Genomic DNA, 11,662 nt, shown 5'->3' on the forward strand with positions numbered 1-11,662 from the left:
CGAGCGCCTCGGCGGCCAGGGCGGCGAGCTGCCGCAGCCGGTCGGCGAGGCCCTCCTGCCCGAGCTCCCGATGCCGCTCCTCGAACCTGACGAGCTGTTCCGGTGTGAAGTGCCTGGCCTGCATCATCGCCTCCATTGTCTCGATGAGCTGGTCGATCGACGGCTCCCGGGCCTCGCGCAGCGCCCCGGCGATGCCGGACAGCCTGCGGTGCAGGGCGCGCTGCGCGCCCAGCCGGCGTTCGACCTGCTCGAGCTGACGCCGGATCATCGCCTGGAGGTCGCCTCCGTCCAGCGATTCCGCGATCTCGCCCAGCGGCAGCCTGAGCTCGCGCAGCGCCAGGATCCGGTAGAGCCTGCGCACGTCGTCATCGGTGTACACGCGGTGGCCGGCGGCCGACCGTTCGACCGGGCCCAGCAGCCCGATCTGGTCGAAGTGGCGCAGGGTCCGCACGGTCACACCCGTGGCGGCGGCGAGCTCGCCGATCTTCCAGCGTCGTCCGTTCACATCGCAAGACGCTAGGCCCTGACGCCGCGTCACCCGCAAGCCCCCGGGTCCCCGTCGGCGGCGGGGCCGTCGTCGTAGGCTGGTCGCATGGCGAAGACCGCGGCACGGCAGCCCGTACCCGCTCGGCGTGCGGACGCCGAGCGCAACATCGCCGCGATCCTCGAGGCGGGGACCCGGCTGCTCAGCGCCGACCCCACGGCCAGCGTGGCCGACATCGCCAAGGCCGCCGGGGTGGGCAGGGTCACCCTGTACGGCCACTTCCCGTCGCGGGAGGCGCTGGTGGACGCGGTGCTCGACCACGCGGTCGACATGGCGGACGCGGTGCTGGCGGACGAGTCGATCGACACCGCGCCCGCGCCGGAGGCCATGGCGCGGCTGCTGCGGTCGTCCTGGGAGCTCCTCGACCGGCACCGCCGCCTGTTCCTGGCCGCCGACCGGGTGCTGCCCACGGAGCGGATCAGGGAGCACCACGACCGGCCGTTGCAGCGGGTCGAGCGGCTCATCGCGCGCGGGCAGCGCGAGGGAGACTTCCGTACCGACCTGCCGCTGGCCTGGCTGGTCACGACGTTCTTCTCGATCATCCACAGCGCCGCGCAGGAGCGCGAGACCGGGCGGCTGGCGCCCGAGGAGGTCGAGCCGGTGCTGATCAAGACGATGCTGTCGCTGCTCTCCGCGCCCGCCTGACCACAGCCTCCCCAGGACCACCTGTCCCGGACACTCATCCCCGATAAACCCTACCCATGTATGGTTCACGGCTGTTAACTTGAACATCAGTGTGCGAGTTAAGGAGACTTCGGGTGAGTTCTGACACGGTTCCCGCCAAGGCGCGCACGGGCGGGTGGGGCCTGCTCGTGCTGCTGTGCCTGGCCCAGTTCATGCTGATCGTCGACATCACGGTGGTGCAGGTGGCGCTGCCGACCATCGGCACGGACCTCGCGCTCGGCCGCGAGTCCCTGACCTGGGTGGTGACCACGTACACGCTCTGTTTCGGCGGGCTCATGGTGCTCGGCGGGCGGCTCGCCGACGCGTGGGGCGCCCGCCGCACGCTCATGACGGGGCTGGGGCTGTTCACGGCGGCCTCGCTAGTGTGCGGGCTGGCCGGGAGCGGCGCGATGCTCATCGCCGGGCGGGCGCTCCAGGGCGTCGGCGCGGCGCTGCTCTCCCCCGCGGCCCTGGCCGCGATCACCGTCACCTTCACGGGCGAGCGGCGCGGGCGCGCGCTCGGCGTCTGGGCCGCCATCGGCGGCACAGGTGCGGCCCTGGGCGTGCTGCTCGGCGGCGTGCTGACCGCGGGACCTGGATGGACGTGGGTGTTCTTCGTCAACGTCCCGATCGGGCTGGTGGTGCTCGCCGCCGTGCCCGCGACGGTGCCGCCCACGCCCGGGCGGAGCGAGCGGCTCGACGTGCCCGGCGCCCTGGTCGTCACGCTGGCGACGGCGCTGCTGATCTACGGGCTGGTGACCGCGGGCGACGCCGGGTGGGGGTCGGCGGGCACGGTGCTGCCGCTGGCCGGGGCCGTACTGCTGTACGTCCTGTTCGTGCTGGTCGAGCGGTCGGTACGGTCCCCGCTGATGCGGGCCGAGACGCTGGCCAGGCGGCCGGTGATCTCGGGGACGTTCGTCATGCTGATGGCCACCGGACTGATGCTGGGCCTGTTCTTCCTCAGCTCGCTCTACCTCCAGCACGTGCTGAGGTTCAGCGCGCTGGAGACGGGGCTGCTCTTCCTGCCCGTGGCCGTCGCGATCACGATCGGCGCGCAGCTCGGCGGGCATCTCATCGGCAGGATCGGCGGGCGGCCGGTGGCGGTGGCGTCCTTCGTGGTGACCGCGGCGGGGGCGGCGCTGATGACGCGCATCTCACCCGACGCGAGCGCGTACACCACGGTGCTGCCGGGCTTCGTCCTGGCCGCCCTGGGCATCGGTCCGGCGTTCGTGACGGCCACCACCACGACCATGGCGAACATCCCGCCCGGCGAGAACGGTGTCGCGTCCGGCGTCATCAACACCTTCCACGAGCTCGGCGGCTCGATAGGGGTGGCCGTCGTCTCCACGGTCGCGGCGTCCAGCCTCACGCCGGGCCCGGCGGCGGGTATCGGGGGCTTCGTCTCCGGGCTCACACTGTGCGCCGTCGCCGCGGGCGCCGCGGCGGCCGTGGCGCTCTGGCTGGTGCCGCCGGGCAAGCCGGCCGCGGCGTTCGCCGGCCACGGTCATGGACACGGCCACTGACGAGGCGACCTCCGGCGCGGGCTCAGATGTGGCGCGCCGGATCGACCCCGCGCAGCATCATCCCCTGCCCCCGGGAGCGGTGCACGTCGTCGGCGGGCACGTCCCCGGGGTCGCGGTACTGGATGAGCAGGGTCGTGCGGGCCTCCTCCGCCCGGTTGACGCCTGACCCGTGCACGGTGAGATAGCTGAGGAACAGCACGTCCCCTGCCTGCGCCTCGACCGGGACGGCCGACTCCAGCGGCCACTCCGGCAGCGGCAGGTGCCACCCGCCCTCCTCGATGTGCGGCAGCGGCCCGTTCTTGTGGCTCCCCGGCACCACCCGCACGCATCCCTTCTCCTCGGGCGCGTCATCGAAGTGGAAGATGGCCGCGCCCACGGTGTGGCGGGTGTGCGGGAAGTGGGCGGCGTCCTGGTGCATGGGGAACGGCGAGCCCTTCTCGGCGGGCTTCACGAAGATCTTGGTGTGGTGGAGCTGGACGTTCTCCGAGCCCATCAGGGCCGCCGCCACGTCGGTGAAGCGCGGGTCCACCATGAGCCGGGCGAACGCCGCCGAGTAGAACTGCGCGTCGTGGCAGTGCCGCAGCTCGGTCGCGCCCCCGCCGAGCTGCCGCGCGCTCCCCCAGGTTGGGTCCGCCGGGCGCAACCGTGCGAGCACCCCGTGGCACTCCTCCCGGTACGTCCGCGCCTCCCCCTTGCTGAGCAGCCCTTTGACCAGCAGGTAACCGTTGTCCCTGTAGAACCGCACCATCGCTGAATCGGTCATTCGCGCTCTCCCGCGTACGTCGTCCCTCTCAGTGATGCCCACAGCCGAGCAAGACTTGAACCATTTTCGAAGCGTTTCAGGGCGTTGCCGGGGGGTGGCGGCATCATGCCGGGACGCGGGCGCGGCGCCAGGCGTACAAGCTCACCGCGATGCCCGCGAGCGTGACGGCGGCCGCCACGACGTAGAGGGAGCGCAGCCCGAAGCCGCCGTCGATGACGCGGCCGCCGAGCCAGGCGGCGAAGGCGGCGGCGAGCTGGTACGCGGAGGCGTTCACCGCCATGGCCACAGTCGGCGCCGCCGAGGCGGTGGACAGGACGCGCGCCTGCATGCCGGGGATGACCGAGAAACCCACCGCGCCGAGCACGAACACCATGATCGCGGTGGTCACCGTGCTGCCGCTGACCGCCCACGTGAGCACGAGCGCCGCCGCGAGCACACCCAGCAGCCCAAGCTGCGACCGCATCGGCGCCCGGTCCGACAGCCAGCCGCCGGCGAAGTTGCCGACGGCCGCGCCGACCCCGTACACGAGCAGGAGGACGGCCACCGCCGCGGCCGGGAAGCCCGTGATGTTCGTGACGAGCGGCGCGAAGAAGGTGAACACCATGAGCAGCCCCGCGTTGCCCACGGCCGTGACCGCGATGGCGAGCTGCACGTCGCGGGCGCGGAACACACGCAGCTCCGCCACGGCCGACGTCCCGCCCACCGCGTCGCGCACATCCGGCACCACCCGCCACACCAGCAGGAACCCGGCCGCGCAGCACACCGTGACGGCCACGAACGTGGCCCGCCAGCCGTGGTCGTTGCCGATGAACGTGCCGATGGGCGCGCCCAGGATCATCGACAGGTTCATCCCGAAGACGAGTTTGGAGACGGTGGACGCCTGCTTTCCTGGAGCGGCGGTGGACACCGCGATGACGATGGCGTTCGCGAAGAACGTGGACGTCACCAGCGACGTGACGATCCGGGCCGCGAAGAGCACGCCGTACGAGGGTGCGAGCGCGGAGGCGAGGTTACCGGCGATGGTGATCCCGAGCATGACCAGGATGAGCGGCTTGCGCGGAAATCGGGCGGTGAGCGCCGTCAGCACGGGACCGCCGACGATCATCCCGATGGCGTACGCCGTCACCAGCAGCCCGGCGGCCGGGATCGAGACGGCCAGGTCGGTGGCGATGTCCGGGAGGATCCCGGCGATGACGAACTCGCCCGTGGTTATGCCGAAGACGCACAACATCAGTGACGGCACGGTGGCGTTGGCAGCCGGTCTCATCGATCTCGACCTCTTTCTTTACAGGTCAGTACAAAATAAGGGCGGAAAAGGGGCCACGGCTCGGTTGCCGTGGCCGGATCTCTACAGGGCGGCGATGGCCCCCTCGACGACGTCCAGGAGGGCGTTCCTGTCGTCGGTGACCTTGGCGAGCACGCGCAGGCCGTAGTACGCGCTCTGGAACGCGCGCGCCACCTGGAGCGGCGGCCGGTCCGGCGACAGCTCACCAGTGCTCTGGCCGATCTCCACGAGCCGGCACAGCGCCTGTTCCAGGTCGGCGAACTGGCGCCGTACCAGCCCCGCGACGGCCTCGGTGCGCCCGCTGGACTCGGTGGCCGCGTTGAGCGCCAGGCAGCCGCGCCGGCCGGGGTCGGCCATGTCGGCGTCGATCACGCCGAGCATGAGGTCCCTGAGCCGCTCGCGCACCGACCCGGCCTCGGCCAGCATCGCCAGCTGCGCGTCGGCCTTGGTCTCGGCGTAGCGGCGGATCGCCTCCTCGTACAGGCGGTGCTTGCTGCCGAAGGCGTTGTAGAGGCTGCCCCGGCCGAGGCCGGTGCGGGCGCAGAGGTCCTGGGTGCTCGTCGCTTCGTATCCCTTCTCCCAGAACACCGCCATCGCGGCATCGACGACTGCCTCATCGCTGAACTCACGCGGCCTGCCCATGGGAGGAGGCTAGCGGATTTTGTACAGCCCAGTAAAGAAGTGCTACGGCGTGGTGGCGCAGTACTCGGCGGTGGCGCCGCTGTGGCGCATGCACACCCGGTCCCCGCTGACCAGCACCACGGCGGGCCAGAAGTCCCCTTCGAGCGCCGTGCCGACGATGCTCGTGTCCAGGGAGCCGGGGGTGGAAACGCCGTTGACGGTGAAGGAGAAGGTGGCCGTCGTCGGAGCGGGGCGGATCATGAACCAATAGCGGTAGTCGGCGGGCACTCCCCGGATCTCCTGGCAGACCGTCGCCTCGGGCGGGCAGACGATGTCCTGCTGCGCGGAGGCGGCCGGGGTTGAAGCCCCGAACGCGAGGATTCCCGAGAACACGGCCGCCGCGGCGGCGAGGGCGCGCGGACGACGGGACTTGGGGTTCGGGGGCATGCTCGTCACCTTCCTGGCCGGGACATGAAAGCGTCCCGCCCACGAGGGGCCGGGACGACAGGTTCGCACCATCATCATGCGATTGATCACTCGGCCTTACCAGCTGTCTACAGCACGTCGATACGCTGGCAGAGACCGTAGACGAAGCGGGCGCGGTGGGCCGCGCCTTTGTGGGTGAGGTCGACCGCCCAATGGTGCGGGGCCTGGCCCTCGAGGTGGACGGCGCCGGGGAAACTCGCGCCGACGTCGCCGACCACGCAGCCCCAGGGGACCAGCTCGTCGAAGGACAACGTTTTGGGGCCCGAGGGGCGGACGAACCACTGGTTCCACACCTCGCCGCCGGGGCCGGTCAGGACCTCGAACTCCAGGCCCGGCCAGGATGGCAGGGCCCAGCGGACCACGCCGCAGGTCAGGCTCCCCACGGAGGTCGTGCCGGCGTACGACGGGGGGCCGAGCAGCCTCCGCAGGTCCCTCGGGGGCCGCGGCGAGTGGAGCATCCTGGTCCACTGGGTGTGGGCCGCACGCAGCTCGGCCCTGGACGCACCCATGTCGCCCAGCGCCTCCTCCACTCTCTCGGGGTTGAGGTCGCGCATCCGGTGCATCAAGGACAGCTCGAACTGCCGCACGCCGAATCTCACACACCCGTTCTACCGGTTCCCGGCGTCCCGCACCGACATGGCGGGGCTTCAGCAGGCGCTGAGGCGGACCAGGGCGCTGGCGTAGTCGCCGCGCAGGTCGAGCGGCAGGCCGCGGGACATGAGCACCGCTCCGTGGTGCACGGCGCCCGTGTCCTCGTCGCGGTAACGGGCGAGCGGGTCGAGCCCGGCCAGCCGAAGCGGAGGCAGGGGCGTGCCGAAGGCGGTGGGGCCGCGCCAGGCGAGCACGACCATCCGGTCGCCGTGGACGTACTGCACCCCGTACGGGAGCCGCCACAGCCGTCCGAGCTGCACGACCGGCCGGATGTCCTTGTAGACGGCGACCAGCTCGGCGGCCTCGGACAGCTCGGCGTCGCTCCAGCGGGTCAGGTCGCCGCCGAGGCCGAGCGCCCCGGCCATCGCCACGTGGAAGCGGAAGCGGAGCGGGACGGCGCGCCCGGTGAGCGGGTTCGGGCTGTCGGTCACCCAGGCGGCCATGACGCGGGCCGGGTAGACCTGGCCGAATCCGCGCTGGATCGCGATGCGGTCGTGGGCGTCGGTGTTGTCGGAGGCCCACACCTGGTCGGTGCGGGCCAGGATGCCCAGGTCGGTACGGCCGCCGCCGCCCGCGCACGCCTCGATGCGCAGGTGCGGGTGGTCGGCGCGGAGCCGGTCCATGATCGAGTAGACGGCCCTGACGTGGTCGATCCAGAGCCGGTCCTGGTCCGGGTCGCCAGGCCGGCCCGCCTCGGTGAAGGCGCGGTTGAAGTCCCACTTCAGGAAGTCGATGGCGTGCTCGGAGACCAGCTTGTGCAGCCACTTGTGCGCCCAGTCGGCGACGTCGTGCCGGGCGAAGTTCAGCACGAGCTGGTTGCGCAGCAGCGTGCGTGAGCGACCCTGCATGTGCATAACCCAGTCGGGGTGGGCGCGGTAGAGGTCGCTGTCGGGGTTGACCATCTCGGGCTCGACCCAGAGGCCGAAGCGCATGCCGAGCCGGTGCACCGCCTCGATGAGCGGGGTCAGCCCGTCGGGGAAGCGGTCCTCGTTGACCCACCAGTCGCCGAGGCCCGCACCGTCGCTCGTCCGCCCGCCGAACCAGGCGTCGTCCATCACGAACAGCTCCGCACCCGCCCGGGCCGCCAACTGCGCGAGGTCCTTCTGGTTGGCCTCGTTCACGTCGAACCCGACGGCCTCCCACGCGTTGTAGACGACCGGGCGCAACTCGTCCGGCTCGGGCAGCACATGCCTGGCGACGTGGTCGTGCCAGCGGCGGCTGGCCTCGCCGTACCCGTCGGGCGCGTACACGCCGGCGAACACCGGCGTCACCCACTCCTCGCCCGGCTCCAGCCGCCAGGTGAGGCCCTCGTGGCCGAACCCGCCGGTCCAGCTCGCCCGCCCGGACGGCGTGCGGGTGAGCGTGACGCGCCAGCTCCCGCTCCAGGCCAGGGCGCAGCTCCACACCTCGCCGTGCCGCTCCCCCGCGTCACCGCCGTCGATCATGAGCCACGGGTTCGCGTGGTGGCTGCTCAGCCCGCGCCTGCTGGTGAGCGTCGTCTCCCCCATCACCAGTTCGGTACGGCTCAGCGCGTGCTCGGAGCTCCAGCCGCCCGTGACGTGGCTGAGCCGGTAGCCGCCCAGCATCGGAACGCTCCAGGCCGCCGAGTCGCACCGCAGCACGGTCACCGGCACCTGAGAGCGCAGCACCGTCCAGCGCTCGATCACGTCGCTGTCCGCGTGCACCCGGTAGTGCAGCTCGACCAGGAACGGGTGGCGGCGGTCGGAGAAGCGCAGCGTGAGGTGGCCCCCGTCGATGTCGTGGCCCTCGTGCCGCCACTCGATCCCCCGGTCCCCGCCGGGGAACACGACCTGCAGCGACGGCGTCTCGAACCGCGCGCCCACCTCGGTGACCAGTTCCTCCTCCCCTGCCGTGCTGTCGAAGCTGCTGGCCCCGAACGCGGCGGGCGCGGGCAGGCCGGCCGCCTGCTCGGCGGTCAGCGCCGGACCCCAGTGCAGGCAGCGCGGGGCGTCGTCGTCCGCGAGGGCGACGACGTAGCTCGTGGCCGGGGTACGCAGCGCCCACCTGCGGCTGGAGGCGTCGAAGGTCACCGATCGCATGCCGCGAGCCTAGGCATGCCCCTGCTCGAATTCAATTCTTGACGAAGTTAATTACTGCTACTATTGCACTCATGCACCCTCGGCTCACCTCGACTCCGGCGGCGGCCACCGTGTTCACCATGGTGCTGACGCAGGGGCCGGTCTCCCGGGTGGAGATCGCCAGGCGGAGCGGCCTGTCGTCCGCCGCCGTCACCAAGGCCGCCCGGCCGTTCATCGAGGCGGGCTACCTGGAGGAGCTCGAGGCCACCGAGCGTACGGCACCGGGTGCGGGCCGACCGGCCAGCCCTCTGTCCATCCGGCCGGAGCGGGAGTTCTTCTGCGGCGTGAAGATCACCCATGAGGAGCTCATCGGTGTGGTCACCGACCTGCGTGCCCAGCCGCTCGTCTCGGCGCACCGCCCGCTGGACACGACGTCGGTCGAGGGCGTGGTGTCGGCGCTGGGCGAGCTGGTGTCCGAGCTGCTCGCCGCCGACCCCGCGTACGGCGAGCGCTGCCACGCGCTGGGCCTGGCCGTGTCGGGCGACGTCGACAAGGCCCACGGGATGGTGCGTTACTCGCCTTTCCTGCACTGGCGTCAGGTGCCGCTGGCGCGGCTGGCCGCCGAGGCGACAGGCCTGGCCGTCACGATCGAGAACGACGTCAAGTCGCTCACCGTGGCCGAGCAGTGGTTCGGCGACGGGGTGGGCGCGTTGTCGTTCGCGCTGGTCACCGTGGGAGTGGGGATCGGCTGCGGGCTGGTGGTGAACGACCGGGTGGTGGCCGGCTCGCACGGCGTGGCCGGGGAGATCGGCCACATCCCTGTCGGGGGCGACGAGCCCGAGTGCCACTGCGGCGGGCGCGGCTGCGTCGAGGCCATCGCCGGGACCGAGCCCCTGCTGGCGGCCGCACGCGCGGCGTCCGGCGACAGGTCGCTGACCGTGGAGGCGGCCATCGGCGCCGCCCACGCGGGGGACGCGGCGGTGCGGGAGGTGTTCGCACGGGCGGGGCACGCGATCGGCCTGGCCATGGCGGCGATGGCCAACCTGTTCGGGCCCGAGCGGATCATCGTGACCGGCGACGTGCCCGGGCTGCTCTCGTACGAGCTGTTCGAGGAGGAGCTCAACCGCTCGTTCACGGCCCAGGCGTTCGGCGCGGCGGCGGACTGCCGTCTGCTGCTGCGCCCGAGGTCGTTCGAGCAGTGGGCCTGCGGCGCCGCCGCGGTCGCCATCCAGCAGCACTTCACCCTCGACGGAATCTGAGCGACCACCGCGATCGAGACAGGACGGACGAGTGACCGCAGCACCCGGCGTTTGGCAGCCCCACGATCGAGCGTTCGAGCAGCCGGAGGAGGTGCGGTTCGCGGCGGCGGGGCTCGAGTTCGAGTGCACGGCGGCGGCCGCGCTCACCTGGACGGCCGCCGAGCCGTCCCCCGGCGTCCTCGAACTCCGCGTCACCCCCGACCGGACGGCCGACGTGCGGGTGGCCTGGCGGGTGCCGTGCGTGGACGCGACCGCCTTCTGGGCCGCCGACGGTGGCGAGCACCGGGGACTGCCGCCGTTCTGGCGCCGTCCCCGCACGGCGGCGCTGGAGAAGAACGCGCCCGTCGGCTGCCTGGTGGGTGCCGGTGACGTGGCCATCTGCACGTTCGCCGCGGGCGAGGTCGTCAAGCCCGTGCGTACGCGCACCGGGGTGGTGGAGGAGAGCGGCGAGTTCGGGTTCTGGGTGGAGCACGAGGCCACGCCGGACACGGGGCTGCTGCTGCGGCTCGACCTCACCCGGCGGCACTTCGCGGCGACGCTGGCCGGCGTGGCGGACTGGTGGCGCGCGCTGCACGGCCCCGTCGCCGACGTGCCGAGGGCGGCGCGGATGCCCGCCTACTCGACCTGGTACGCCATGCAGCAGCACGTCAGCGCCGAGAGCGTGGAGCGGCAGACGGGACCGGCGGCGGAGCTGGGCTGCGAGGCGATCATCGTGGACGACGGCTGGCACAGCGACGATCGGGGACGCGGCTACGGCTACGTCGGCGAGTGGGAGCCGTCCCCCACCTCTTTTCCCGAAATTTCCGGACACGTGGCTAAGGTTCGGGGTGAGGGGCTGGCCTACTTGCTCTGGTACGCCCTGCCGTTCGTCGGCCGCCACACGGCGCTCTGGGACCGCGTGCAGCCGTACACGCTGGCGTACAAGGAGCACATGAACGCGGCCATCGTCGATCCCCGCTACCCGTACATCCGCGACCTCCTGGCGGGCCACCTCACCCGGGCGGTCACCGAGTGGGGCATGGACGGGATCAAGATCGACTTCATCGACCAGTTCGCCGTGGAGGACCCGCCGCCGCCCGGTCCCGAGGCCGACTGCTCCACCGTCAACGAAGGTGTGCGCAGGCTCCTGGCCCAGCTTCCCCGCGACTGCCTGGTCGAGCTGCGCCAGCCGTACGTGAGCCCGGGGCTGTGGCCGTTCGCCACGATGGTCCGGGCCTCGGACTGCCCGCTCAGCCCGGCGCACAACCGGCAGCGCACGGTGGACCTGCGGCTGATCGCCGGGCCGCTGGCCGTGCACGCGGACATGCTGATGTGGCATCCCGACGAGCGGCCCTCGCGCGTGGCCACCCAGCTCATCAACGTCCTCTTCGCGGTGCCGCAGATCTCGGTGGACCTGACCTCTCAGACGCCCGAGCAGGCTGAGGTGCTGCGGTTCTGGCTGGGCTTCTTCCGGGAGCACGCGGAGGTGCTGCAGCGTGGCTCCTTCCTGCCCTCCCGGCCCGACCTGGGCTATCCGCAGGTGACGGCCCGCTCGAAGGGCACGGTCATCACCGCCCGCCATGCGCCGATGCCCGTGGAGGTGCCCGCCACCGGCACGCTGTGGCTGGCCAACGGCGACGCCTCCTCCGACGTGCTCCTCCAGGTCTCGGGCTCCGGTACGGCCCGCGCCACGATCCGTGATTGCCGCGGCCGGACCGTCAGCGAGAGCACCCTCGCGCTGCGCCCCGGCCTCGCCCAGCTCACCGTCCCCGAGGGCGGCCTGCTCTCCCTGGAGCGCTGACGCCGGCCGCCGGACCGATGGGGACGCGCTGCTCTGCGACGGGCTCGA

11 protein-coding genes are annotated in these 11,662 nt (G+C 72.1%); 4 read left to right on the forward strand and 7 right to left on the reverse strand.

Going from position 1 to position 11,662, the window contains the following annotated elements:
- Positions 1-505, reverse strand: a 505-nt coding sequence (locus tag AB0J09_RS39745; RefSeq protein ID WP_360702781.1) for a MerR family transcriptional regulator, incomplete at its 3' end; no start/stop codon positions are given.
- A gap of 87 nt (positions 506-592) precedes the next feature.
- Here AB0J09_RS39745 and AB0J09_RS39750 point away from each other — a divergent pair.
- Complete coding sequence (locus AB0J09_RS39750; RefSeq protein WP_360702784.1) at positions 593-1,189, forward strand: TetR family transcriptional regulator; 597 nt, start codon at positions 593-595, stop codon at positions 1,187-1,189.
- A gap of 113 nt (positions 1,190-1,302) precedes the next feature.
- Positions 1,303-2,730 carry an MFS transporter gene (locus AB0J09_RS39755; protein ID WP_360702787.1) on the forward strand — a complete coding sequence of 476 codons (1,428 nt, stop codon included), beginning with the start codon at positions 1,303-1,305 and terminating at the stop codon, positions 2,728-2,730.
- A gap of 22 nt (positions 2,731-2,752) precedes the next feature.
- Here the strand turns inward: AB0J09_RS39755 and AB0J09_RS39760 are convergent, their stop codons facing one another.
- From AB0J09_RS39760 to AB0J09_RS39785, 6 genes are all read right to left on the reverse strand, one after another.
- The gene (locus tag AB0J09_RS39760) at positions 2,753-3,493 is read right to left on the reverse strand and encodes a phytanoyl-CoA dioxygenase family protein (protein ID WP_360702790.1); all 741 of its coding nucleotides are present in this window, start codon (positions 3,491-3,493) and stop codon (positions 2,753-2,755) included.
- A 103-nt stretch (positions 3,494-3,596) separates the two neighbouring features.
- The gene (locus AB0J09_RS39765) at positions 3,597-4,760 is read right to left on the reverse strand and encodes an MFS transporter (protein ID WP_360702793.1); all 1,164 of its coding nucleotides are present in this window, start codon (positions 4,758-4,760) and stop codon (positions 3,597-3,599) included.
- An 81-nt stretch (positions 4,761-4,841) separates the two neighbouring features.
- On the reverse strand, positions 4,842-5,420 hold the full coding sequence (locus AB0J09_RS39770) for a TetR/AcrR family transcriptional regulator (RefSeq protein WP_360702796.1): 579 nt from the start codon (positions 5,418-5,420) through the stop codon (positions 4,842-4,844).
- Positions 5,421-5,462: 42 nt separating this feature from the next.
- Positions 5,463-5,846: a hypothetical protein gene (locus tag AB0J09_RS39775; protein ID WP_360702798.1), complete on the reverse strand. Its 384-nt coding sequence runs from the start codon at positions 5,844-5,846 to the stop codon at positions 5,463-5,465.
- Between the two features lie 107 nt (positions 5,847-5,953).
- Positions 5,954-6,484, reverse strand: a complete 531-nt coding sequence (locus AB0J09_RS39780) for a hypothetical protein (protein WP_360702800.1) — start codon at positions 6,482-6,484, stop codon at positions 5,954-5,956.
- Positions 6,485-6,532: 48 nt separating this feature from the next.
- A complete protein-coding gene (locus tag AB0J09_RS39785) occupies positions 6,533-8,596 on the reverse strand; it encodes an alpha-galactosidase (protein ID WP_360702802.1) in 2,064 nt (687 codons plus the stop codon).
- Between the two features lie 71 nt (positions 8,597-8,667).
- Here AB0J09_RS39785 and AB0J09_RS39790 point away from each other — a divergent pair, with 71 nt between their 5' ends.
- A complete protein-coding gene (locus AB0J09_RS39790) occupies positions 8,668-9,834 on the forward strand; it encodes an ROK family protein (RefSeq protein ID WP_360702805.1) in 1,167 nt (388 codons plus the stop codon).
- Between the two features lie 31 nt (positions 9,835-9,865).
- Positions 9,866-11,614, forward strand: a complete 1,749-nt coding sequence (locus AB0J09_RS39795) for a glycoside hydrolase family 36 protein (protein WP_360702808.1) — start codon at positions 9,866-9,868, stop codon at positions 11,612-11,614.
- Positions 11,615-11,662 lie beyond the last annotated feature (48 nt).

Source organism: Nonomuraea sp. NPDC049784, from assembly GCF_040659615.1.
Classification (GTDB): domain Bacteria; phylum Actinomycetota; class Actinomycetes; order Streptosporangiales; family Streptosporangiaceae; genus Nonomuraea.